General features: G+C 42.3%; 23 protein-coding genes and 1 pseudogene. 16 read left to right on the top strand and 8 right to left on the bottom strand.

Going from position 1 to position 22,837, the window contains the following annotated elements; translation table 11 throughout:
- Positions 1 to 88: 88 nt before the first annotated feature.
- The 3 genes from DSM107010_RS05015 to DSM107010_RS05025 all read left to right on the top strand — a co-directional run bounded on the left by DSM107010_RS05015 (position 89) and on the right by DSM107010_RS05025 (position 2,967).
- Positions 89 to 985 carry a helix-turn-helix domain-containing protein gene (locus DSM107010_RS05015; RefSeq protein WP_127022493.1) on the top strand — a complete coding sequence of 299 codons (897 nt, stop codon included), beginning with the start codon at positions 89 to 91 and terminating at the stop codon, positions 983 to 985.
- A gap of 142 nt (positions 986 to 1,127) precedes the next feature.
- On the top strand, positions 1,128 to 1,505 hold the full coding sequence (locus DSM107010_RS05020; RefSeq protein WP_015154668.1) for a hypothetical protein: 378 nt from the start codon (positions 1,128 to 1,130) through the stop codon (positions 1,503 to 1,505).
- A gap of 103 nt (positions 1,506 to 1,608) precedes the next feature.
- On the top strand, positions 1,609 to 2,967 hold the full coding sequence (locus DSM107010_RS05025) for a UDP-N-acetylmuramoyl-tripeptide--D-alanyl-D-alanine ligase (RefSeq protein WP_106169083.1): 1,359 nt from the start codon (positions 1,609 to 1,611) through the stop codon (positions 2,965 to 2,967).
- Between the two features lie 59 nt (positions 2,968 to 3,026).
- On the opposite strand, the gene DSM107010_RS05030 is transcribed toward DSM107010_RS05025, so the two are convergent.
- On the bottom strand, positions 3,027 to 3,380 hold the full coding sequence (locus tag DSM107010_RS05030) for a DUF4288 domain-containing protein (RefSeq protein WP_106169082.1): 354 nt from the start codon (positions 3,378 to 3,380) through the stop codon (positions 3,027 to 3,029).
- A 249-nt stretch (positions 3,381 to 3,629) separates the two neighbouring features.
- Here DSM107010_RS05030 and DSM107010_RS05035 point away from each other — a divergent pair, with 249 nt between their 5' ends.
- Positions 3,630 to 4,985 (top strand): tetratricopeptide repeat protein, encoded by a 1,356-nt coding sequence (locus DSM107010_RS05035; protein WP_409197239.1) that lies wholly within the window; start codon positions 3,630 to 3,632, stop codon positions 4,983 to 4,985.
- Positions 4,976 to 5,089, top strand: a pseudogene (locus DSM107010_RS42840) (DNA polymerase III); the annotation flags it as partial. The gene DSM107010_RS05035 and the pseudogene DSM107010_RS42840, both read left to right, overlap by 10 nt.
- A gap of 46 nt (positions 5,090 to 5,135) precedes the next feature.
- Here the strand turns inward: DSM107010_RS42840 and DSM107010_RS05045 are convergent.
- Both DSM107010_RS05045 and DSM107010_RS05050 read right to left on the bottom strand, forming a co-directional pair.
- Positions 5,136 to 5,717: a Crp/Fnr family transcriptional regulator gene (locus tag DSM107010_RS05045; protein WP_015154663.1), complete on the bottom strand. Its 582-nt coding sequence runs from the start codon at positions 5,715 to 5,717 to the stop codon at positions 5,136 to 5,138.
- Between the two features lie 393 nt (positions 5,718 to 6,110).
- Complete coding sequence (locus tag DSM107010_RS05050) at positions 6,111 to 8,030, bottom strand: protein kinase domain-containing protein (RefSeq protein WP_106169080.1); 1,920 nt, start codon at positions 8,028 to 8,030, stop codon at positions 6,111 to 6,113.
- A gap of 128 nt (positions 8,031 to 8,158) precedes the next feature.
- Here DSM107010_RS05050 and DSM107010_RS05055 point away from each other — a divergent pair, with 128 nt between their 5' ends.
- The 6 genes from DSM107010_RS05055 to DSM107010_RS05080 all read left to right on the top strand — a co-directional run bounded on the left by DSM107010_RS05055 (position 8,159) and on the right by DSM107010_RS05080 (position 13,996).
- Positions 8,159 to 9,136, top strand: coding sequence for a Gfo/Idh/MocA family protein (locus DSM107010_RS05055; protein WP_015154661.1), 978 nt, complete (start codon positions 8,159 to 8,161; stop codon positions 9,134 to 9,136).
- 178 nt (positions 9,137 to 9,314) lie between these two features.
- Positions 9,315 to 10,799, top strand: coding sequence for an AmpG family muropeptide MFS transporter (locus tag DSM107010_RS05060; protein WP_041462464.1), 1,485 nt, complete (start codon positions 9,315 to 9,317; stop codon positions 10,797 to 10,799).
- Between the two features lie 85 nt (positions 10,800 to 10,884).
- Positions 10,885 to 11,094 (top strand): hypothetical protein, encoded by a 210-nt coding sequence (locus DSM107010_RS05065; RefSeq protein ID WP_106166058.1) that lies wholly within the window; start codon positions 10,885 to 10,887, stop codon positions 11,092 to 11,094.
- Between the two features lies 1 nt (position 11,095).
- Entirely contained in the window at positions 11,096 to 11,635 is a 540-nt protein-coding gene (locus DSM107010_RS05070) for a GNAT family N-acetyltransferase (RefSeq protein WP_106166059.1), read from the top strand.
- A gap of 146 nt (positions 11,636 to 11,781) precedes the next feature.
- Positions 11,782 to 13,119 carry a DUF7986 domain-containing protein gene (locus DSM107010_RS05075; RefSeq protein WP_106166060.1) on the top strand — a complete coding sequence of 446 codons (1,338 nt, stop codon included), beginning with the start codon at positions 11,782 to 11,784 and terminating at the stop codon, positions 13,117 to 13,119.
- A 91-nt stretch (positions 13,120 to 13,210) separates the two neighbouring features.
- Positions 13,211 to 13,996, top strand: a complete 786-nt coding sequence (locus DSM107010_RS05080) for a GNAT family N-acetyltransferase (RefSeq protein WP_106166061.1) — start codon at positions 13,211 to 13,213, stop codon at positions 13,994 to 13,996.
- A 5-nt stretch (positions 13,997 to 14,001) separates the two neighbouring features.
- Here the strand turns inward: DSM107010_RS05080 and DSM107010_RS05085 are convergent, their stop codons facing one another.
- From DSM107010_RS05085 to DSM107010_RS05095, 3 genes are all read right to left on the bottom strand, one after another.
- Positions 14,002 to 15,351 (bottom strand): DUF3370 domain-containing protein, encoded by a 1,350-nt coding sequence (locus DSM107010_RS05085; protein ID WP_106166062.1) that lies wholly within the window; start codon positions 15,349 to 15,351, stop codon positions 14,002 to 14,004.
- 92 nt (positions 15,352 to 15,443) lie between these two features.
- Positions 15,444 to 16,820 carry a serine hydrolase domain-containing protein gene (locus DSM107010_RS05090; protein WP_106166063.1) on the bottom strand — a complete coding sequence of 459 codons (1,377 nt, stop codon included), beginning with the start codon at positions 16,818 to 16,820 and terminating at the stop codon, positions 15,444 to 15,446.
- On the bottom strand, positions 16,821 to 17,333 hold the full coding sequence (locus DSM107010_RS05095; protein ID WP_106166064.1) for a pyroglutamyl-peptidase I family protein: 513 nt from the start codon (positions 17,331 to 17,333) through the stop codon (positions 16,821 to 16,823).
- A 133-nt stretch (positions 17,334 to 17,466) separates the two neighbouring features.
- On the opposite strand from DSM107010_RS05095, the gene hisH reads away from it, so the two are divergent.
- Both hisH and rsmD read left to right on the top strand, forming a co-directional pair.
- On the top strand, positions 17,467 to 18,102 hold the full coding sequence (hisH, locus tag DSM107010_RS05100) for an imidazole glycerol phosphate synthase subunit HisH (RefSeq protein WP_106166065.1): 636 nt from the start codon (positions 17,467 to 17,469) through the stop codon (positions 18,100 to 18,102).
- A gap of 84 nt (positions 18,103 to 18,186) precedes the next feature.
- A complete protein-coding gene (gene rsmD, locus DSM107010_RS05105) occupies positions 18,187 to 18,762 on the top strand; it encodes a 16S rRNA (guanine(966)-N(2))-methyltransferase RsmD (RefSeq protein WP_015154652.1) in 576 nt (191 codons plus the stop codon).
- Between the two features lie 68 nt (positions 18,763 to 18,830).
- Here the strand turns inward: rsmD and petG are convergent, their stop codons facing one another.
- Positions 18,831 to 18,947 carry a cytochrome b6-f complex subunit V gene (petG, locus tag DSM107010_RS05110; protein WP_015154651.1) on the bottom strand — a complete coding sequence of 39 codons (117 nt, stop codon included), beginning with the start codon at positions 18,945 to 18,947 and terminating at the stop codon, positions 18,831 to 18,833.
- A gap of 256 nt (positions 18,948 to 19,203) precedes the next feature.
- Between petG and DSM107010_RS05115 the strand changes: the two genes are divergently transcribed.
- The 3 genes from DSM107010_RS05115 (at position 19,204) to DSM107010_RS05125 (ending at position 20,467) form a co-directional block, all read left to right on the top strand.
- On the top strand, positions 19,204 to 19,578 hold the full coding sequence (locus DSM107010_RS05115; protein WP_015154650.1) for a c-type cytochrome: 375 nt from the start codon (positions 19,204 to 19,206) through the stop codon (positions 19,576 to 19,578).
- Between the two features lie 116 nt (positions 19,579 to 19,694).
- The gene (locus DSM107010_RS05120) at positions 19,695 to 20,105 is read left to right on the top strand and encodes a PIN domain-containing protein (protein WP_106166066.1); all 411 of its coding nucleotides are present in this window, start codon (positions 19,695 to 19,697) and stop codon (positions 20,103 to 20,105) included.
- A 29-nt stretch (positions 20,106 to 20,134) separates the two neighbouring features.
- Positions 20,135 to 20,467 carry a YlcI/YnfO family protein gene (locus DSM107010_RS05125; protein WP_015154648.1) on the top strand — a complete coding sequence of 111 codons (333 nt, stop codon included), beginning with the start codon at positions 20,135 to 20,137 and terminating at the stop codon, positions 20,465 to 20,467.
- A 615-nt stretch (positions 20,468 to 21,082) separates the two neighbouring features.
- On the opposite strand, the gene DSM107010_RS05135 is transcribed toward DSM107010_RS05125, so the two are convergent.
- Positions 21,083 to 22,819: an ABC transporter ATP-binding protein gene (locus DSM107010_RS05135; protein ID WP_106166067.1), complete on the bottom strand. Its 1,737-nt coding sequence runs from the start codon at positions 22,817 to 22,819 to the stop codon at positions 21,083 to 21,085.
- Between the last annotated feature and the right edge of the window lie 18 nt (positions 22,820 to 22,837).

The following is a 22,837-nucleotide window of genomic DNA, read 5'->3' on the forward strand; positions in this document are numbered from 1 at the left end:
TCACAATCTTGCGGCGACTTTGAATCAGTTATTCAGTTATCAGTGACCTGTGACTGATAATTGAAGGTGTAAGAGATTGGGTAACTAGATGCCAGGTTTAGAGAGATCGCCCACGAGGATCGTTCAGCTTAACACCGATCTTTATCCGCCAATCTATTCGAGTCAAGCGTATGGTTGGAAAAATATTTTGGTTGAGGAATTTCGATATCCTCCAGGGCAAGAAACCTATCAAAATTTAACTAGTCATACCCTTTGTGTATCTTTAAATCGTCGTCCGTCCCGTCTGTCACTAACACTTGGAGATCGTCGTCATAGCGGTCTTTTCAGCCAAGGCGATATTTCTATTACCCCTGCTGAAGCCGTACTAATCTGTCAGGGAAATGACGAAGACAGAATTTTAAGAATTCAGCTAGCATCTCAGTTTTTCCAACAGGTTGCCCAAGATACACTCAAGCTCGATCCCGATCGCGTTGAGCTATTGCCTGAGTTCCGCGCTCGAAATCCTCAGATCGAACAAATTAGCATGATGCTGCTTGCCGAACTCACAACTGGGGGACTGGCAGGAAAACTTTATGTTGAGTCACTGACAAATGTATTAGCCGTGCATTTACTCAGAAATTACGTGGCTGTCAAGCGTAATATAGCTCTATATGATGGGGGATTGAGCGATCGCCAACTGCTAAAAGTCGCGGACTACATTAATGCTCATCTGGCTGACGACATTACCTTATCCGATTTAGCTCAATTACTCGGTATGAGTCCATTTCATTTCAGCCGCCTCTTCAAGCGATCGATACAAGTTACCCCTCACCAATACGTGCTTCAGCAACGGGTGGAACTGGCAAAGCAGTTACTCCAACAAACCGAACTATCCATTATGGACATTGCTTTGCAGTGTGGTTTCAGCAGTCACAGTCATTTAGGCAAATGGTTTCGGCAGCAAACAGGAGTCACTCCTAAAATGTACCGCATCAATTTTCGTTGAAGCTTGGACAAATAAATTTCGCAGCTACACAAATTAATCATCTATCTTAGGGTCTATTTGTCTCCTAATTTGGATATACTTAGCAAAACCATCAGCACGTTTTTGCTCGGTTTAGCTTCAGCTCTATATCCCAGGAAGTCAAATGCTCGATCGCAACCCTTTACAATTGGAAACAGAAATTGCCAGAATCGCTAGAGTCATGATGACTCGTAATTCAGAGATTGGTAGCGATATCATTGACGATTTGAGAACAAAACTGACAAGTGAAGAATTAGCTGGTTTGTTGCTTGTCGGTATTGAGCGTATCCTCTGGTTTGATGTCGATGCAGTTTTCTGGACTATAGAACAGATGATTCCTGCCGATCTCATGCAGGAAATTAGAAAAATTACCAATTTAGCGTTTTACAAGCAGTTAATTAACCAAAAATTTATTCCTGGTGTAGACTTTAGCATTGATGCCGATGGCAAACTGTTATTAAATCACAATGCAAAAGCAGCTTTAGTGAAGAGTAAGGGGTAAGGGTTAGGGAAGAAGTCAAAAGCCAAAAGCTAAAAGTCAAAATTTGCCTACACCCCCTATAACCTTTCCCAACTTACGACTTACGACTTACGACTTCTCCAATATGTCTTTCCACGCCACTCTCGCTCGACTCATTTCTCTATTGGCTGCTAAGCCACAACATCTTTCTGACAATGCGTTAGCTTCAACTTGTACGGGAATTAACACCGATACGCGCAGCCTCAAGCCTGGAGATATATTTGTGGCTTTGCGAGGGGAAAAGTTCGACGGACATGGATTTGTCGCAACGGCAGTTGAAAAAGGTGCGATCGCAGCAATTGTTGACGGACACTATCAAGGTGATTTACCTGTATTGCAGGTACGAGATACCCTTCAGGCGTATCAACAAATTGCCTCTTGGTGGCGCAGTCAGTTTCATATGCCTGTTATTGGTGTGACTGGTTCTGTCGGTAAAACCACCACTAAGGAGTTAATTGCAGCTGTCTTGGGAACTCAAGGCAACGTCCTCAAAACCCATGCAAATTTCAACAACGAAATCGGCGTACCAAAAACATTGTTGGGACTGGATACTCAGCATGACTTTGCCGTCATCGAAATGGCAATGCGAGGAAGGGGTGAAATTGCCCTATTAACTCAAATTGCTCGTCCTACTATTGGTGTCATTACTAATGTTGGCACGGCACATATTGAACGCTTGGGTTCTGAAGAGGCGATCGCGCAAGCAAAATGCGAACTATTAGCCGAAATGCCTCAAAATAGCGTGGCAATTCTCAACTACGATAATTCTCGCTTAATTTCTACTGCTAACACCGTATGGCAGGGAAAAACTATTACCTACGGTTTAGAAGGGGGAGACATTCGAGGGGAATTACTCGATTCTCAAACTTTAAAAGTAGCAGGATTAGAGTTGCCTTTACCCTTACCAGGACGACACAATGCCGTCAATTTCTTGGCAGCTCTGGCAGTAGCAAAGGTGTTGCAGATCGATTGGTCGGTGCTAAAAACAGGTTTAACTGTCGATATGCCATCAGGGCGATCGCAACGTTATGAATTAGCAGATGACGTGGTAATCTTAGATGAGAGTTATAATGCTGCACCAGAAGCTATGCTAGCAGCGTTACAACTACTAGCACAAACACCAGGAAAGCGACACATTGCGGTGTTGGGTGCGATGAAAGAATTGGGAGAGCGATCGCGAGAATTACATCAGAAAGTTGGGACAATGGCACGGCAGTTAAATTTAGATTTACTGCTGGTTTTGGTAGATGGTACGGATGCAGAAGCGATCGCGCAGAGTGCAACGGGTATACCTGTAGAGCGTTGTGCTACCCATGTGGAATTAGTCGAGCGGTTGAAAGGAGGAGTGAAAGCAGGCGATCGCATTTTATTTAAGGCTGCTCATTCCGTAGGTTTGGATCGGGTGGTAGAACAATTTCGAGCGGAATATTGTTGCAATCCCTAGTGTAGAGACGTTACATGTAACGTCTCTACAGAGGATATAACGTTTCTACAAGCAAGAAATTAAAGTTCTTCGCCTGATAATAACGGCTCGAATTGACAATATGCTTCGTAATTCCGAAAATGTCGGGCATAGATTTCCGTAACGTTGCTAAAATCATCGTACAAAACTGAATTTACATCAATTATCTGCTTGCAAGTCCAAGTGATAGTGTCATTGTACTGATTCTGATAGCTGCATTCTTGTTGGCGGCTGTAAAGCAAAGCCTTTTCTCTAGCTTCCTCTAAAGAATTCGCTTGGATAAGTATAAAACATTCCTCGTATAAAGGTCGATCGTTTGTCGCGCTTGATGATTCAAATAAAACCACGGCGATGTAGAAAGAAGTTTCTTGGGTATGGCTGCTATCAACTGTCATTAATATCTCCTCTCGCAGTTTCTAACTAAACATATGGCATAATACTCTAAGTAATTATTTATACTTTGTATTTAGGTAATGACTTTAGTATTTAACGCGATCGCCTCTGTGGGAATAGCCACGATCGCTTTTGGGCAAATATTACCCATGAGTAACGCTCCATTACCTTCTACTCAAGAGAATACTGCTGCTAAAACTTATCTCAATATTGCTCGATCGGTTTCTAAAAACTCTAAAAAACCTGCTTCTATGGACGCTGAAACTTTTTACCAACGAGGTTTGGTAAAGGCTAAGCGAGGAGATTATGAAAGAGCGATCGCTGATTATACGGAAGCGATTCGACTCAAACCTCAATATCCTGAAGCTTATTATCAAAGAGCATTAACTCGTTATCAACCAGATGAAGATGGTGAGTATGAGAATTCCGATAGTGAAGGAGCAATTCAAGATTTAACTCAAGCAATTCAACTCAAACCCGATTATGCTGATGCGTACTACGAGCGAGGCGAGATTCTCAGCAATAGTGGTGAAGTGGAACAAGCAATTGAAGATTTTAACCAAGCAATTCGACTCAATCCCAATCATGTTGCAGCTTATTTCAGCAGAGCTAATCTCCGCGAGAGCGAACTACAGGATAAAAAGGGAGCGTTAGCAGATTTCGATCGCGTCTTACAACTGAATCCAACAGATGCCTTATCATATCTACAACGGGCTAGACTCCGATCTGCTCTAGGAGATCCACAAGGAGCTTTAGCCGATGAAGTACAGGCTGCTAAAGTTCAACCGAATAACGCCGACACATATCGCTATCGCGCTCTTAACCGCGAAGGAAGAGGAGATTTTCAAGGAGCAATTGAAGACTACACGCAAGCAATTCGCCTCAATCCTAATGATGCCATGCTCTACTTTTATAGGGCATTAACACGTCAAAACATGAAGGATTTTCAAGGAGCAGTTGCCGATCTCAGCCAAGTCAGGCGGCTTAAATTAACTCATCCCGATAACGTTCATCCCGATGCAGCTGGTACTTATACGTATCAAGCTCAGATTCATGAAGCAGCCGGAGATTATCGAGCAGTTATAGAAGATTATACTCAAGCACTTAAGATGAAGCCGAATGACAAAGCTGCATATACGAACAGAGCTGCTGCGCGTTTGAAAATTGGCGATCGCCAGGGAGCAATTGAGGACTATTCTCAAATTATTCAGTTAGATCCTTGCGAGCTTTCAGCATATAGCAGTCGCGCTTGGTTGAGATACAAGTCGGGAGACAAGCAGGGTGCGATCGCCGATTATACGCAAGCAATTACATTTGGTAATGGAACGATTTCCTCTGCATTTAATTATTACGGTAGAGCCGAGGCGCTGTTTGCGATAGGAGATTATCGAGGTGCGATCGCTGATTATACAAAAGCCATTCAACTCGATCCAGAATCAGCTGCTACAACATATGCTAAAAGAGCTATGGCACGCGATCGCATTGGTGACAAAAAAGGTGCAGCCGAAGATCGAAAAGCAGCAGCTAGTTTACCTCCAGAACCAGAACAGCAAGTATTTCAAACCATAGGTTTCAGCTCTAGACAATGCGAAGATAAGAAGCATTAGAAAAACTCAATTTTCCCCTCGAAGGCACGCATCATCGCGGTGGGGATGATGCTTGGAATATTGCCTTGATTTTATCAGAACTGTTGTTGAAAAGTAGAGGTTAATATGGTGGGCAATGCCCACCATAAGCTAATCATAAATCGTTATAGATCAGGCAAATTTAGTTTGACGATCTAATAAGACAATGAAATGGCGGCGGGGGCGATCGATGATACCTTCTTGTTCGAGCTGAGATAGCAGGCGCGTCACGGATACGCGAGTCATACCAATAAATTCTGCGATCTCTTGATGAGTCAGGCGTAGGTCAATTAGCCGTCCGCGTTCCACAGGACGGGCAAACTTACGCGCTAACCACAGTAGCATTTGTAGCAGGCGATCGCGGGCGTTGGTTTGGCGAATAATACTTAGTAGTTCCTCTGCTTGTTGTACGTGATGGCAAATTGCCGTCAATACCCATTCTCTTTGGTACGAGGGAACGTAACTGACTTCTACACTTGTAATGCACTCAACTTGATAAGGTTGGATATTCGACAAAGGCTGACCGATGACATCACCTGTACCCCAATACCCCAATGTCATTACTGTTCCCTCCTCACTCCAAGTGACAGTGCGAACAACTCCCCGCTCGATATGCAATAGCATCTCCGATTTTAGGGGAATTGAGTCATGACGCTTGAACATTTGCTGAGATAAATTCTCAGCTATAGTAATCGTTGGTGAGAGAGATGACATAAGCATTTCCAGGTGTAGGTTTCAGATTTTAGGTATGGTAGATGGCATTATTGACGAGCGTAAGATCTATATTTCAGAATGTAATTAGGTAGGTTTGCGCTTGAGTGGAGGTCTGAAAAACAAGAATTGCCTCACAAGAGAGTATAAAGTCATTCAAACATTGTTGCAAGCTAATTGAGAATCTCTATCACTTGTATCAAGAAAATTGAGGAAAGTTTCTTCTCCTTTGGTTTATCTTCCCTGACTAATTATTTCTAGGGTAGAAATACCCAAAATATACTGAAAATATACTAAAAAAAATGTACTCCTTGTCAAATGACGAGCTGTCAGGGACGGGGACAAGTCAAAAGTCGCAAGTCACAAGTGCATAATTCAGAATTCCGAATTCTCCCCTCATTGCGGTACGCGCCACACCTTAACTGTTTTGTCCTCGCTCGTACTTACCAACGTGCGTCCATCGGGGCTGAATGCTACAGCCCAAACTGCTGCTGTATGCCCTTTAAACGTGGCGAGTTCTGCGCCTGAAATGACGTTCCACAGCTTTATTGTCCGATCGTCGCTACACGTAGCGATTGTTTGCCCATCTAGACTCACCGCAACGAGATTGATATCGGCAGTATGACCTGCGATCGTCCGAATTGCTCTACCAGTGTTGAGATTCCAAACTGCGATCGTCGTGCCGTCGCTGACGCTGTAAAGTTTCTGGCTATCTGGACTAATGGCAACAGACCAAACCGCACCTTTGTGTCCTCTGAGGGTGCGCAATTCTTTGACTGGATTATGGTTTAAATCCCAAATTTTCATAGTCTTATCGCCGCTTCCAGTAACTAGCTTCTGTCCGTTGGGGCTGATGGCAACGGTGAGAACTTCCGCTGTATGCCCTGTAAGGGTAATATTTTTCCCTGTCTTCAGATCCCAAATTTTAGCCGTCTTGTCATAACTGGCACTGGCAATCTTTTGTCCGTTTGGGCTAATAGCAACGGAATTGACATAGCTTTTATGCCCGCGTAGAGTTTTGATTTCTCGCCCAGTGTTGAGATTCCAAACTTTTACTGTATTATCTTTACTGCCACTGACAAGGGTTTGATTGTCATTACCAATCGCCACCGAATAAACCCAGTCTAAATGTTCCTCAAGCGAGCGAATTTCTCGCCAGCTATTTGCATCCCAAATTTTGACAGTGCGATCGTCGCTACCAGTAGCAAACTTTTTACCGTCAGGAGTAAAGGCAACACTATTCACTTCATCTGTATGCCCTGTTATGGTATTGACTTGCTGTTGTTGCCAGTAATACAAATATGCTACTAGCGCCAGCAATAGTAGAAAGCAGCCACCTAAAAGCCGACTCCGTTTAGATGGTTTTGCTGATGGAGTTATAACTGTGGGTTGAGGCGATGTGGCTGAAGTGTTTGCCTGCGGGGATACTAAAGCTGCGGTTTCTACTGCGGTTAACGGGGTTGTCAGTGCAGGTACAATCGGCTGAAGCGATCGCGCTACTGCAAGATAGTTTTGCTGAGGTTTTTTTTGTAGTAACCGATCGATCGCCTGCGCGAGTTCCTGACTAACTGCTTGTAATAACGGGTGACGTTGCCAATTCGCACTCCAGTTGCGATCGCCTTGAAGCCAAGAAAAATAGGGGTGTCCAGATAATAAATGCAGACAAGCTACACTTAAATCGTAGAAATCGAGATTTGTTTGTAATGCCCAGTCATCGTCAAATGAGTTGTTTGGATGTAAATTATTTGGATGAAATAGCTGTTTGGTCAGATCGAAGTTAATTAACATCAACCTGTCATCACTATTACGGCGGATAATACTTTCTAAGTTTATATTTCCGTGAACGATCTGGCGCTTGTGGATGAAATAGAGTAACGGCAATATTTGACCTAAGACATCCCAAATTTGTTGCTCGCTAAATGTTCCTTGCTGAACTAATTCCTGTCTTAAGGTTTGCCCCGCAATTGCCGGTTGAACTAAATAAAAATAGTTTCCTTGGGTAAAATAAGCCGACAAAGTAGAAATTCGATCGTTTTCGCCAATTTGTGCTAACTTCTTCGCTAGAGAGTAAAAAATATTCGAGACGGAATAGTATTTATTAGATCCAGGTAACGCTAATTGTTGTACCACGTAAGATTCTCGTGCATCTCGATCTTGAGCGAGAAATATTTGACTAAAGCCACCACCAGCTAGGGGGTAAACTGGACGGAAGCGATCGCCTAAACTCGGAACGAGCTTTGTGCCACAACTAAAGCAATATTCCCGATCGTCAGGGTTAACTGGATTTTGGCAGTTGGGATTGAGGCAGCAGAGCATAACTTCAGCACCTACTAGCCGTTTCGGAACATCATAAACAAGTTAAAAGTCAAAAGTCAAAAGTCAAAAGTCAAAAGTCAAAAGTCAAAACTTTTCTTTTTATCCCTTACCACACAACAATCGTCACAATGCTCGATGACCAAATTCAGATCGGAATAGTAGGTACTGGCTATGCAGCGAAGTTAAGAGCAGAATCTTTTGGAAGAGACGAGCGATCGCGTGTCGTTGCAATTGCTGGGCATACTCCTGAAAAGACAGCAACTTTTAGTCAGACATATCAAGCCCAAGCGGTTGATTCTTGGCAACAGTTAGTAGCAAGGGAAGATATAGATCTCGTTGTTATCTGTACGATTAACTCAGATCATGGAGCGATCGCCAAAGCTGCTTTACAGAACCACAAGCACGTCGTTGTAGAATATCCTTTGGCTTTGGATGTAGCGGCAGCAGAGGAAATTATTGCTCTAGCTAAAACTCAAAATCGGTTATTGCACGTCGAACATATCGAGTTACTGGGTGGCTTGCACCAAGCCTTAAAACAGTATTTACCGCAAGTTGGTAGCCCGTTCTACGCCCGTTACAGCACGATGAATCCCCAACGCCCCGCACCTCGACGTTGGACTTACAATCAAGAGATGTTTGGCTTTCCTCTATGTGGTGCGCTATCGAGAATCCATCGCCTTACAGATTTATTCGGTACGGTTGAGACTATCAGTTGTCAAAATCGTTATTGGGGTACAGATCCCGAGTCATTTTTTCAAGTGTGTTTGTGTACTGCACAAATTCGATTTACTAGCGGAGCGATTGCCGAAGTTAGTTATGGTAAAGGGGAAACTTTGTGGCAAAACGAGCGCAAATTTGAGGTTCACGCCGATAAAGGTGGTTTAATTTTTGATAAGGATGATGGCGTTTTAATTCAAGCAGAGGAAACAACAAAAATTGACATTGGTTCTCGACGTGGATTATTTGCTAAAGATACAGGTATGGTATTAGACCATTTACATATGGGTGTGCCTTTGTATGTGTCTCCAACTGAAAGTTTGTATGCTCTGAAAGTTGCAGATGCAGCGCGGCGATCGGCTCAGATAAAAGAGACGATTGTGATGTAGGGGCGGGTTTGCTCAAGATATTTAAGAAAATTAATGTCGCGCAAAGTCGCAAAGTCGCAAAGAAGATCGCTAAAGGTCTTTTGCGTGAGATTCTAAAGGTTTGATTAAGAAACCACCAGAAAAGCGATCGCTGATTTAATGCTGTTGTATCTGATAGGAGTCTTTGAAAGTGACAGCAATGCGATCGCTGCTACAAGTTTTTCAAAGTCGCAAGATGGCGGCTTTGCTACTGCTGGGTTTTGCTTCGGGTTTGCCGTTGTTTTTAACGAGTCGAACTTTACAAATCTGGATGAAGGAGTCAAATATCGATTTAGGGGTCATTGGCTGGTTCAGCTTGGTGGCTTTACCCTATTCTTTAAAGTTTTTGTGGTCGCCTGTTTTAGATCGATTTGTACCCCCTTTTTTGGGGCGTAGGCGGGGGTGGTTGGCGATAACTCAAATTGGGTTAATTGTCGCGATCGCTGCTTTGGCTTTTCAACAACCTACTCAAGATGTACGAGTCTTGAATTTATTGGCAATTACTGCTTTGATTGTTTCTTTTTTCAGTGCAACTCAAGATATTGTTGGCGATGCTTATCGCACTGATGTTCTGAAGCCACAAGAATTAGAAACTGGGGCATCTGTTTGGGTACTCGGTTATCGGATGGCGTTGTTAGTCACGAGTTTTTTAGCTTTAGTTTTAGCTGATTATTTACCTTGGCAAGTTGTTTATTTGTTAATGGCGGCTTTGATGGGAGTTGGACTATTTACAACTTTTTGGTCACCCCAACCAGAGAACGATATTTTAGAGGAGCGATCGCCTCCTACTGTTAAAGATATAGTCTTTTTAATTGGCGGAATTGGATTAATTGCAGGACTACTCTTAGCGGTTGGTACGGGTTATCTACCTTTACCTATATTTTATTGGATAATCGCAGCTTTAATTGTAGTGTGGTTAGCTGCATCATTTTTGTTACCAACAAAAACTAGGGAAATAGCCACAGAGCGATCGCCACAAACATTACAAGAGGCAATTTACTTACCTTTTCAAGAATTTTTTCAGCGTCAAGGAATTGGGGCAGGAATTCTAATTTTACTATTTATCTTGCTTTATAAGCTGGGAGATGCCTTAGTGGGAAATATGGCAAATCCATTTTTAGTAGATTTAGGTTTTAGTAAAAGCGCAATTGGCGCAATTCAAGGAGGAATGGGATTTTTAGCCACAACTGTAGGAGTATTAATCGGTGGCGTAATTTTAACCAAAATTGGCATAAATCGTGCCTTGTGGGGATTTGGAATTCTACAATTGCTGAGTAACTTAGGCTATTATATTCTAGCGATCGCCGGAAAAAATAGCTCGTTACTCGTCATAGCAATTAACATCGAAAATTTCTGTGCTGGCTTAGTCACGGTTGTAACTGTTGCCTACTTAATGAGCCTGTGCGATCGCCGCTTTACCACAACTCAATTTGCCTTATTTTCTAGTTTAATGGCAATGAGTAGAGATATTTTAGCTGGACCTGCTGGTGAAATTGCCAAAGCAACAGGTTGGGCAACCTTCTTTTTACTAACAATAATTGCTGCTATACCAGGATTGCTACTTTTACCCATCGTCGCCCCTTGGAACTCGAAGTATATACTACCCAGACCAGGACTAGATGAAGAAGACTGGCAACAGTTGTAGGATGGAATAGGTAATAGGTAATAGGTAATGGGTAATTGGTAACAACACTCAACCAACAACCAACAACTAACAACTAACAATCAAAATGGCTATCTTCCGTCAATACATCGCCCCGTTATTAGTCGTACTCGTATTCTTAATTGCCTTGGTTGCAGTCAGCGCCCGTATTTTCATCCCGGCTGATATGGCTGCACCCGCACCTACCGAAGAAGTCAGTCCTCAATCAGACAACGCCCAAGTTAACTTAGATAGAACGATCGCCACCGCAGGTACAATCGCACCTCACCTACTTTGAAGTGACTCAACAGCTACTACCAGGCTACTTAATTTATCCTGGCTCTAGCTCGGAGCGATCGCTGCTACTTCAATTCATGCAGCAGAGTTACCGAGAAATCTTCCCCGAACAGAACTTTGCTCATCTGGCGCGCACCGTCGAGCAATATTTTTCTAGGGATACGCCGTTATGGTGGGTGGAGGAAAGTCAAAATTCAAAAGTCAAAAGTCAAAATACCATTCCCGACTCCCCTGAAAAAGTAGCATGTCTCTGGGTAGGAAATGCCGTAGATCAAGTCAAAGGCGATCGCCATACATATATATTCTTACTCTACGTCAAACCAGAATACAGACAACGGGGTATCGGTAAAGCATTGATGAGATATCTCGAAGATTGGGCGCGAACAAAAGGCGATCGGCAAATTGGCTTACAAGTCTTTCAATCTAATACCCTAGCCTTAGACCTATATCACAAACTAGGCTATCAAATTCAGTCACACTGGATGATCAAAACACTAGAGGAAGGGAGCAGGGAGCAGGGACGAGCTGGGAGCAGAGAATAGAGAACGGGAAACAGCAAACAACTACCAACTACCCATTACCCATTACCGCATCTGCAATTTAAATTCCTGTCAATCTCACACCAGTCAGATCCTCAAACTGCCATACAACCTTTACCCTAGTAAAAGCCATACAATCAAAAAACCTCATGGTAGAAGCAATCCTAGAGCGATCGCGCCAACTCAAACAAGACTTAACCGATTTCGTCCTCGATGCAGAAGGAGAACTCGCTGAGGCTTTAGAGGCTTATGCTGCTGCCAATGCGCGTAAAGACCGCTACGATGCGGTTCAGCAAGAAATAGTCATCGATACATTTATTACTGAAGGACAGGTCGGCGACAAAACACCTATAGACTTATTTATTGAAAGCCAGCCTGAGTTGACTAAGAGCGATCGCCAATTGCTAAATAGTTGGAAGCGGAGTTTTATCGGTTTATTTACTATTACTAAAATTCTTCCCGATGGTTTGGAATTGATGAACTGGCTGACGGCAAAACAATACACTGTGAAGCCAAACAACGAGAGAACATTACAAGAAATGTCTCGCTGGAAAGAGGGAGAAATCTTACTGACTCGCATCGCACCCGTCACCGATGATTATTGGACATTTTCTTGTGCTTACACGCTGATGGGTAAATTGGGAAAACCCAAACTTGCCGTAGCAATTGGTAATTTTAAAGACAACCATAGAAAACATCTTTATAGCGATGCTCCAGATTTATTAGCAGAAGCTTGGCAATCTGTGGCTAACTATCATCAAGAATTTATAGATTTCTTTGGAAATGAAGAAGTGACGATGCCTGGTTATCAACTCAATAAAAAAGTCGCTGAATTTCAAGAAATACTAACTCAACAACGCCTCAAAGCAGCCGGAGTTGATGAATCTAAAAGTTTGTCAGAACTAGCTGAAGAAGCGGGAGTAGGAGATGAAGAAATTGAAGCAGCCGCTAAGGAAGCAGGTGCGGACTCGCAAGCAATTTCTCAGATTCTTGCAGATAAAAGCAAGACTAAAATGGTAGCACCAAAAGTAGAATTACCAGCAGATCTGAAAAAAGCCGAACAGGTGACGGCGATTTCTCATCCTCGCTGGGGACAAATGTTTCTACCTACGTATACTAAGTTCGTAGAGTTGTTAGAAGCTGAGGATTGGCGATCGCAAGAAGGTGCGGAAAAATTAGTTAAGTATTATTTAGAAAATGCTACTATCAACACTTTTATCTGGCAGAAATTAGCACGACAATACCCCAAACAATTAGAAAAAGTATTGCAAACGGTCTTAGAACGCCCTCAGTTCAAACTTGACAGCGACTTAGAACCGCTATTACAAGAATACAATAAACCGATAGAACCGGAATTACCAGAAATTGCTAGCGTTCCTATTCATCTACACAACTTATTTGAAGAAGCTTTTGTAGAGGTGAATAAATCTAGTTCTAAAACCAAAGGTGGAAGTAAGAAGAAGACGGGTTTTGGTTTAAAAAAATAAGATTGCAAATTTCGATTGCGTACGTGACATGTGTAGAGACGTTACATGTAACGTCTCTACACACAAAACGAATTTCAATCAATTTATATCCATGCAAAACATAATTTGTTTGCACGATAAAAACCAAATTGAAACATTTCTCCGTAGCCATACTTTTCTCCACTTATATGAATTAGGAGATTTGGATGACTTCTTTTGGAATAATACTACTTGGTATGCTCTTACAAATCGGCAAAAAATTCAACAAATAGCTTTACTTTATACAGGTATACCTCTACCTGTCTTACTAGCTTTAACAGAAGAACCCAGATCGATGCAGGATTTGTTGCAGTCAATTCTTCACCTACTACCAAGAAAACTTTACGCTCATTTAAGTAAAGATTTAGTTACTGTGTTTGCAGATAAATATCAAGTTGAATCTTATGGTTTACACTACAAAATGGCTTTGACGAATAGTTCGTACTTGAATACATTTGATACTTCTGATGCCATACCACTAGCAGGATCGAATTTAAAGGAGTTAGAGGGACTATATAGTCAAAGCTATCCAGATAATGGATTCAATCCACGTATGCTAGACATTGGCTATTTCTACGGCATTAAGCAAGATAAAAACTTGGTAAGTGTAGCAGGCATTCACGTCTACTCATCACAATACAAAGTTGCAGCATTAGGAAATATCACCACTCATCCTCAATTTCGCGGACGAGGGTTAGCAAAACTTGTCTGTGCAAAACTATGTCAAGAGTTATTGCAGACAGTAACTCACATTGGCTTGAATGTGAAAGTAGACAATGCAAGCGCGATCGCCTGCTATTCTCAACTTGGTTTTGAACCTATCGCTACCTATGGAGAATATTCTCTAGGGTTAAAGTAAAAAAGTTACTGTGTCCCAATCGTTAAAACCTGCGGAGGGGTTGCATCTGGCGGATAAAGAAAGTCTAACTGTATCAAACGGCGATCGCCTGGTTTCATCTGTAAAGTTACTAATGCTTCTCCCTGCTGTCCCCTCGTCTGAACCAAATGCACGTACTTCGTCCGAGGTAAGTTTTGGTCGTCGTTATAACGCAACCTTACCGTACCGCGAAAGAATACCTGCTTGGCTGGCGAACTAAAGAAACGCAACCCGCCTTGACTGAGTTTGTCTTCCTTCAGGGGTGTTTCTAGAGAGACGGTAACAGTTCGATCGCGATCGCTATTGTTTTGTAGTGGCAAACTCAGACTATATTGGATCCCATAGTTACCGTGGGCGCGATAAGCTGTATCTGGGTAACGAATCAGCATTGGCGCACTTTGAATTTGACTCGTTCCCAACGTCCCTTGGTTCAACATACTCAAACCATAGGAAAAAGCTTCACCTGGCGACGGAATACTTAAAGAAGAAGCACCCGACGAACTATCAACCAATTGCGATCGCCATTGGGAACCCTGTGCCACCCCAGCAACGCGACCGTAAACAACTTTACCGCTCGTTTGTTCTGGTGGTGTAGGAGTTTTATCGCGGGGTCCAGCTAAATTCCCACGCTCTAAGATTTGCTGCCATTCTTCTAGAGTAGGCGATCGCTCTTGACCAGTAGAATCAGTAGGCGCGTACATTGCCAAACTTGCAGCATAAACCGTTCCACTACTCCGCAAGCGCATGAATGTAGACCGTCCGTTAATCGGCGGTTCTAAACCTTGTACTGGAATTGGCAAGTTAACTAACATCTGGCTTTGTCCGGGGGGAATAATCAGTTGCGGCGGAAAACTCGACTGTCGCTGTCCGCGCAAAATCTCATTCATGACGCGATCGCCTGGTCCCGCAAATATCGTACCCAAGTTATTTTCAGCTACAGGTGGTAATTCTGCAAACGGTGCATCTGGTTGACTGAGATAACTGGCTGCTTGCAAAATATCTACCCGTACCGCTTGCTTGCCAGGATTATGTAAGATGACTCCTAAATAGAGCGATCGCAGATCGTCCGGTGTAGTCGGTTGAAAAACGTGATGAGCAAACAGATCGAATCTACCCCTAAAAGGAAAATTCAGATGAGCAGATTTAGATTTTTTTCCAGCAGGCGGAAAAGTGGAAAGTAAGATTCCTTCTGCCTGTACTTTTTCGGGACTATTACTATTAAATACTGGCACTGCATCCAAACTGCCAGCTAAAGGACGCACAATTCGCGGTTGTACGATTTCTTGTGGTGGGGGAGTGGTTTGAGCAATGGGGAAAATTGGCAACAAAGGCAGCATAAGCAAGTCAAAAGTTAAAAGTCAAAAGTTGTAGAGGCGGTTTCACGAAGCATCTTTGACTCCAACAAATATTTCCTGTAAACCCATCCAAATTAATTAGCAAAAGCCGCTAAAACGCGAGGAATAAATTGTTGGCGCGTTCTGTTTTTATTCCTACCAAGATGAACGATAACGAGTTGGTGTGAAGGAATAATAGCAGTGTACTGATCTTGAAATCCTTGAGCGGTCATAATTTTGCTGTGTCCAGATGGTGTAGAAACATTCATTAACCAAAAATGAGCGCCATAATTTTTCTTGGGTGCTGCTGGAGCTGGCGTGCGACTATATTTCACCCAGCCTTCGGGCAAGATGCGTTGCCCTTCCCACATGCCATCTTGTAAATAAAGCAAACCAAACCGCGCCCAATCCCTTGCCGTAGCATACATGAAAGCAGAACCGATAAAGGTTCCCGATGCATCCGGTTCGATAACTGCACTAGACATCCCCAGAGGATTGAATAGAGCGCGACGGGGAAATGTGAGATAATCGGCATCGCGATCGCCGACCGCACGGCGCACAATCCGAGAGAGAATGTTGGACGTACCGCTGGCATACTGCCATTTACTACCTGGATCGGCTTCCAGAGGTTGACTTGCAGCGTAAGCAGCTACGTTACTCTGACCGAATAGCATTTGAATTAGATTACCCAGAGGGTTGCCCTCGTTCTCGTCAAACTTCAAACCGCTACTCATGCGAAGCATTCGATCGAGTGCAATTTGACTGCGGCGATCGCCTGGATGATTCCACTCTGGCATGAGATTTTCGTCTGTTAGCGACAGCTTACCCTGCTTGACTAAAATGCCTACTAGTGCATTCATTACACTCTTAGTCATCGACCATCCCAACAACGGCATTTGCGCCGAAAAACCTGGGGCATAACGTTCTGCCACAATCTCGCCTTTGTAGACAATGACAACAGCCCTAGAGTCATGTTGAGGATTGAAAATCCAATCCATAGCTGCTGCAAGTTGTTTTTGGTTAATTTCAGCCGGAATTTGGTTTGTCTTTCCTTGCAACCAACGTCGATCTTGTCGTGGAGTTAAGTTGAGTTGCTGAGTCTGCGATCGCAACTCTTGTACAGAGCGATCGATAACCAAAGTACAACCAAGCCCAGGACGAAAGATCGCTTGGTGTTTTGCCAAGCCCAAAATACTTGCAGTGACAGATTGCTGCGGGCGATCGATATTTACTTGAATTGACTTGACAATTGACTGTTCCAAAGTTGATAAACCCGCAATCTCAGCCAAAACATCTCGATCGAAAATAGACTCTGGAGTGCGTTGAGAGACAAACACACCCGAACAAAATTGTTTTGCTTGATAAGCCGTGCCAATACTCAAGACTCGCCATAAGGTAAAGCTAACATAGCCAACAATACCTAAACTAATTACTCCAAAACTCCACAAGACATATTTGAATGCTGGTTTCATCTAATAGTTGCCAAGTTTTTGCAAAATGAATTCAAAATCATTCACAACTAAATCGAAATTTTGCTCTGTCAAGATAGGTACGTGGATAAAAATACAACTTGTTGATAATTGATGACGAACAATCCATTCTAAAACTGAATAATAGAGTCCTTCGCAAACAAACTTACCTGCATCGTAACTAATTTTTACTCTCTCATTTTCCTGTACTAACTTTTCTAAATCGATATTTGTCTGTAAAATCCTACCATTACAAGTTGCATTAGATTCAATAGTCAAATGCTGTCGGCGTTCTGCCATACCGCAACAAATAATTAAATTAGGTTCTAAAACCCAAGCTTTTTTCATCACTATATTGCTGGCAAGTTGAATATTAACAGGTAACTGGCGCAAAAAGTTGAGAACAGCAAATGTATAGTTAAGTTGAGATATTTTTTCTAATAGGTCGTCAGAAGAATTCGTTATTTGATGGGGTAGCCAAGTTGTAAAAGAAGTTAGCAAGATCTTTTTTGTCATATGCAATGGTAGGGGCGGGTTTACTAGCCATATTTGTCGGAGTCGGAGTTGTTCCGCGAACCCGCCCGTACACAGTTTCGTATAAGCAGGTGTATTGACCTAAAATAATAGAGTGCCGAAATGAGGATCGATTATGGCAACGATCGCAGTTGTAGATTATGACATGGGAAACTTGCACTCTGCCTGTAAAGGACTAGAAAATGCAGGCGCAACCCCAAAAATCACGGATTCCGCCAGAGAAATAATACAAGCAGATGCGATCGTTCTGCCAGGAGTTGGCTCATTCGATCCAGCCGTGCAACATTTGCGATCGCGGGGTTTGGAAGCACCCATCAAACAGGCGATCGCTAGCAGGATACCATTTTTAGGAATTTGCCTCGGTTTGCAAATTTTATTCGACGGCAGCGAAGAAGGCAAGGAACCAGGACTGGGAATTATTGCTGGTACTGTCCGCCGCTTCACCTCCGAACCAGGAATTACAATTCCCCACATGGGTTGGAACCAACTGCAATTTACCCAACCAGAATGCACGTTATGGCAAAAGTTGCAACCCAATCCCTGGGTTTATTTCGTTCATTCCTACTACGTCGATCCCGTCAATCCGCAAGTTCGCGCTGCTACAGTCACTCATGGCAGCCAAATCATCACAGCGGCGATCGCCCAAGATAACCTCGTAGCCGTCCAATTTCACCCCGAAAAGTCTTCTACAGCAGGTTTACAAATTTTATCTAACTTCGTGGCGCAGGTAAAGGTTGGTGTTGCGTGTTAGTAGGGGTGGGTTCAACCAAAAATCTTTGGTTTGTTCGCACAGATGTTCGATAAAACCCGCCTATAGAAGTTTTCGTACCCTCCGATGAGTCTCAGAATCTCCGGGAATCGCCAACTAAAATCTCTCCCAGGTAAAGATACGCGCCCTACTAGCGGTAGAGTGCGGGAGGCAGTATTTAATATCTGGCAAGGAAAAATTGCTAATTGTCGCTGGCTTGATTTATGCGCCGGAACTGGCTCGATGGGTGCAGAAGCTTTATGTAGGGGCGCTAGTTGTGTAGTCGGGATCGAGCAATCCAACCGTGCTTGCAACGTTATTCAACAGAATTGGCAGAAAATAACCAAACCAGAACAACAGTTCCAGGTATTGCGCGGAGATGTCGTACAAAAATTAAAAACTCTAGTCGGACAGCAATTCGATCGCATCTACTTCGATCCACCCTATGCCAGTGGATTGTATCAGCCAATATTAGAGGCGATCGCTCGCTATCATCTCTTGCACCCAGAGGGAGAACTCGCTGTAGAATACGATTCTGCGCTCTGGCAACCGCAAGCCATCTCTAGCTTAGAAATCTGTCGTCAAAAAGTTTACGGTAATACAACTCTGACCTTTTATACTAGGGAGTCGGGAGTCGGGAGTCGGGAGTCGGAAGAAAAATGAGAAAGGTAGTAGTACTCTCTTCCTTGTCTCCCTTGTCCTCCTTGTCTCCCTTGTCTCCTGAAACGTTCTTAGTCAATTCCCAGCTTTTTACCGCGCTTGAATTGCTCGTAAGCTTTGAAAAACAGCCCTGCCAGGGTAACAAAAATTAGACCTAGTACCATGCCATCGAGTAAGGGTTCAACCACGTCAAATCTCCTGAATGTCAGATGTAGTAATATGTTTGCTTAGATTAAGTTTTTCTGCACGTCTTTAATCATACCTCTGTTTAGTTGTATGTAGGGGGCTGAGTCAGAAGTCTTTAGCTGACTAAATGTCAGTCGATTTTAACAAAAATTTAATGGGTATAAATTAGCGCTATTTGCTTGCCGATAAGGTCAAGAACTTTTAAGCTATGTGTAGGATATAGAAAAGATTTGTCAATTTGACTTTTAGTGAAACCTTTTGGATAACCAGCACGTCCTCAGTCAAAATTCGCTCCAGCGGTTCGCAACAATCGCTCTAGCGCTATTATTGGCGATCGCCATAGCGATTGTGGGCGCTTACCTACTCAGTCCCGCCGATCCTTATATTAAGGGTGTTTTATCTTTATCTGGCGATCCGATGCAAGGTAACGCGATCTTCCAGATGAACTGCGCTGGTTGTCATGGTTTTCAAGCAGAAGGTAATGTTGGTCCCAGCCTGCAAGGAGTTTCTAAACGGAAGTCGGGTTACGGTTTAATTCATCAGGTGATTAGTGGGGATACACCACCAATGCCAAAATTTCAGCCTAGCGAAAAGGAAATGGCAGATCTGCTGAGTTATTTGGAAACACTCTGAGTAGCAACGTTCAGCAGTACTCAGATTGTCAAAGTTGGATTTCACCAGAATCTTAAATCTCTAAAAATAATGACACTAAATATGGTGCTATAGTAGTGCTATATTTTAGATATTTCATGTTACGAGTAGTTATTGATACAAATGTTGTCTTTGCAGGATTAACTCAAAGGGGTAATGCAGCTAGTTTAATTGTTGATGCTTGGTTAGCTGACTTACTTCAAGTCTATGTCTCAAATGCTCTAGCTTATGAATACGCAGATGTTCTATCTCGTAAGCTTTCAGAAACTCGTTGGCAAAGCATGAAACCCGTTCTAGGAACCTTGCTATCTCAAGCAAATTTTACAACCATTTATTACTCGTGGCGACCTACTTCACCCGATCCAGGAGACGAACACGTTATCGATTGTGCAATGAATGCAAGTGCGATTGTTGTCACATCAAATATACGAGATTTTAAAACTGCAAAAGAATCATTAGGATTGCAAGTGATGACACCTGTAGAGGTTGTTATTGCTCTATCGAGTTAGACATATTTTGATTTTGCCAGGAGTTGAAAATGAGTAGATTAACAGTACGCTTACCCGAAACGTTACATCAGCAATTAGTGCGATTAGCCGAAAGTGAAGGTGTCTCTTTAAATCAGTACATCGTGTATGCCTTGACTCGTCAAGTGACATCAGCTTACACGGTTGAAACTCTAGATGAAACAACAAGCGATCGCCAAAAAGAATCTTTTAATACTCTATTACAGAATTTAGGACAAGTCTCGCCTGCTGAAATTGAGACATTAATGGCTGAACGAGAACTTGTTGAACCAGAAGAAAGTTTAACGCCTGAAATTATTAGCTGCTTGCAAGAGCGTATAAAGAATAAAAAATTGTCAAGCTAGTTCAATAAAATGTTGTATCATCTCAATACTCGCGACACTCGTGGATTAATTCTTGATTTCTAATAATTCCAGGGAATACTCTTTTCTGTCTGACCCAAGCTCCACAAATATGTCCGTTGTCCAGGAAACCATAAGTTGTATACTTGTAGACGCTAATAATATTAGCTTCTGATTCTTGGATTCTACGTACAAGTTTTCCACTGCCAGATAAAATACTCGGTAAAACAATATATGAATATAGTAGGAGAGTGATGGTACTAGGAACTATAAATACCGCTATACTTAAACTTTTTGTTTCAGCATCTTTAAATAAAAAACTATTAAAAAATAAAAGCAATGGGATTAAAAATGCAAAATTGTAAAAAATCAGATTTAATAATTCTACTTCAAAAACAAATCTGCCATTATATGACTGAAAATAATTAATACACAAAACAAATAAAATGAATAGCAATATCAATAAATTTTGTTTAGGATTCATACTTGTATTAGTCAAAGAATTCTAAAAATAATGTCTTATATTTATTACTAAGAGTAAGAGGAAAGCAATTATTTTTACATCTTTTATTTTTTATCATTTTTAATTAAATTAAAGCATCAATATATATTCGTAGTTTAACTAAACTGCTGTGCATAAAACCGCGCGTAGCGTCCTTCTAATGCCAACAACTCCTCATGCGTACCCGATTCGACAATTTGCCCTTTTTCCATCACCAAAATGCGATCGCTACGACGTACAGTAGTTAAACGATGGGCGATGATAAATACAGTTCGATTCTGCATCAATCTTTCTAAAGCTTCTTGTACTAAAGCTTCCGATTCTGAATCTAAGGCAGAGGTAGCTTCATCTAATATCAGAATACGCGGATCGAGTAAAACCGCACGGGCGATCGCAATTCTTTGTCTTTGTCCTCCCGATAAATTTACGCCTCTTTCTCCGACTTGGGTGTAATAACCATCAGGAAGTTGCATAATAAATTGATGAGCATTGGCAATTTTGGCGGCTGATTCTACATCTACTAAATTGTAACTAGCCTGTCCAAAAGCAATATTTTCGGCGATCGCACCTGAAAATAAAACTGTTTCTTGGGGAACAATCCCTATTTGTCGTCGCAGACTTTTCAATTGCACGTCACGCACATCAATTTCATCAATTAAAACTTTTCCCGACTGCGGATCGTAAAAGCGTGGGAGTAAGTTAACTAAAGTTGTTTTTCCCGCGCCAGAAGCACCAACTAAAGCAATTCTTTCGCCTGGTTGAGCAATTAAACTCAAGTTTTCTAGTATTGGTTGTCCTAGTTTATAGGCAAAACCGATCTGACGATATTCTACTTTACCGCTGACTAAAGGCAGAGCGATCGCATTTGACTTTTCTTCTACTGTCGGTTGAATTGCCAATAATTCAAACACGCGATCGACAGAAGCTTCTGCTTGTTTAAACTCGTTATAATTATTAGTTGTATGACTAATCGGATCGATAATCGATACTGCTGCTGCTAAATAGCTAAAAAATCCTGCTACAGTCAAGTTATTTTGAGAGATTTGCCAAGCTGCAAATAACAGAACAAATAAAAAGCTCAATGCTTGTAAAAATCCCACGACCGGAATTTGAATGGCTTTGAGTCGTTCTGTGGAGTATTTAGCTTGTAAAGTCCGTTCTGCTTCATGGCTGAATCGAGTAATTTCTCTTTCTTCAGCTGCAAAAGCTTGAATAATCCGAATGCCACTAAAAACTTCAGTTAAAATTGCTGATAAATCTGAAATACGATTTTGACTTTTGAGCGAAAACTTGCGTACTCGTTCGCCGAACCAAGTAATTAATATACCTATTAACGGCACGACTAAAATGATTGCGATCGTCAGCTGCCAATTTAGGTACAGCATATAGATTGGAATTACCACCAACTGCAAAAGACAAGGAATAAAATCGTGAAAAATCTTGTTTACGATTTCTCCAATGCGATCGATGTCTTCCGTCAGTCGGTAAGATAAATCGCCTGCTTTTGCAGTTTCAAAATAGCTGAGATTAAGTTTTTGTAGGTGGCTGTAAACTTGTTTACGCAGGTGGAAAGCAACTTTTAAAGCTGCTTTTGCCATATAAATATCTTGGATTGATTGGGCAATTCCTCTGATGAGAAAGACTGCGGCACATAATGTAGAAAGTTGAGCGATCGCAACGACATTACCTTGTCCAAACGGTGTAGTCAATCTTCCAGCTAAATGAATTAAGGCTAACGTAGCGATGACAAAGCCTAAAATTCCTACGCCGCCCTTAGCTAGGTTTTGCCACTGGGGACGGATATATGGTATTAGCTGCCAGTAATAAGAACGAGAATAAGAACGATTTTTCAAGGTGGCGATCGCACAAAT

It is taken from the genome of Chroococcidiopsis cubana SAG 39.79 (assembly GCF_003991895.1).
Taxonomy (GTDB): domain Bacteria; phylum Cyanobacteriota; class Cyanobacteriia; order Cyanobacteriales; family Chroococcidiopsidaceae; genus Chroococcidiopsis; species Chroococcidiopsis thermalis.

Coding starts and splice junctions, on each gene's coding strand:
- DSM107010_RS05045 (WP_015154663.1), bottom strand. CDS start 5,717: ATGTCATCTCTCTCACCAACGATTACTATAGCTGAGAATTTATCTCAG.
- DSM107010_RS05080 (WP_106166061.1), top strand. CDS start 13,211: ATGCAAAACATAATTTGTTTGCACGATAAAAACCAAATTGAAACATTT.
- DSM107010_RS05015 (WP_127022493.1), top strand. CDS start 89: ATGCCAGGTTTAGAGAGATCGCCCACGAGGATCGTTCAGCTTAACACC.
- DSM107010_RS05050 (WP_106169080.1), bottom strand. CDS start 8,030: ATGCTCTGCTGCCTCAATCCCAACTGCCAAAATCCAGTTAACCCTGAC.
- DSM107010_RS05125 (WP_015154648.1), top strand. CDS start 20,135: ATGAGTAGATTAACAGTACGCTTACCCGAAACGTTACATCAGCAATTA.
- DSM107010_RS05085 (WP_106166062.1), bottom strand. CDS start 15,351: ATGCTGCCTTTGTTGCCAATTTTCCCCATTGCTCAAACCACTCCCCCA.
- DSM107010_RS05035 (WP_409197239.1), top strand. CDS start 3,630: ATGGACGCTGAAACTTTTTACCAACGAGGTTTGGTAAAGGCTAAGCGA.
- DSM107010_RS05090 (WP_106166063.1), bottom strand. CDS start 16,820: ATGAAACCAGCATTCAAATATGTCTTGTGGAGTTTTGGAGTAATTAGT.
- DSM107010_RS05065 (WP_106166058.1), top strand. CDS start 10,885: ATGGCTATCTTCCGTCAATACATCGCCCCGTTATTAGTCGTACTCGTA.
- DSM107010_RS05030 (WP_106169082.1), bottom strand. CDS start 3,380: ATGACAGTTGATAGCAGCCATACCCAAGAAACTTCTTTCTACATCGCC.
- DSM107010_RS05025 (WP_106169083.1), top strand. CDS start 1,609: ATGTCTTTCCACGCCACTCTCGCTCGACTCATTTCTCTATTGGCTGCT.
- DSM107010_RS05060 (WP_041462464.1), top strand. CDS start 9,315: ATGCGATCGCTGCTACAAGTTTTTCAAAGTCGCAAGATGGCGGCTTTG.
- DSM107010_RS05075 (WP_106166060.1), top strand. CDS start 11,782: ATGGTAGAAGCAATCCTAGAGCGATCGCGCCAACTCAAACAAGACTTA.
- hisH (WP_106166065.1), top strand. CDS start 17,467: ATGGCAACGATCGCAGTTGTAGATTATGACATGGGAAACTTGCACTCT.
- DSM107010_RS05020 (WP_015154668.1), top strand. CDS start 1,128: ATGCTCGATCGCAACCCTTTACAATTGGAAACAGAAATTGCCAGAATC.
- DSM107010_RS05055 (WP_015154661.1), top strand. CDS start 8,159: ATGCTCGATGACCAAATTCAGATCGGAATAGTAGGTACTGGCTATGCA.
- DSM107010_RS05120 (WP_106166066.1), top strand. CDS start 19,695: ATGTTACGAGTAGTTATTGATACAAATGTTGTCTTTGCAGGATTAACT.
- DSM107010_RS05095 (WP_106166064.1), bottom strand. CDS start 17,333: ATGACAAAAAAGATCTTGCTAACTTCTTTTACAACTTGGCTACCCCAT.
- rsmD (WP_015154652.1), top strand. CDS start 18,187: ATGAGTCTCAGAATCTCCGGGAATCGCCAACTAAAATCTCTCCCAGGT.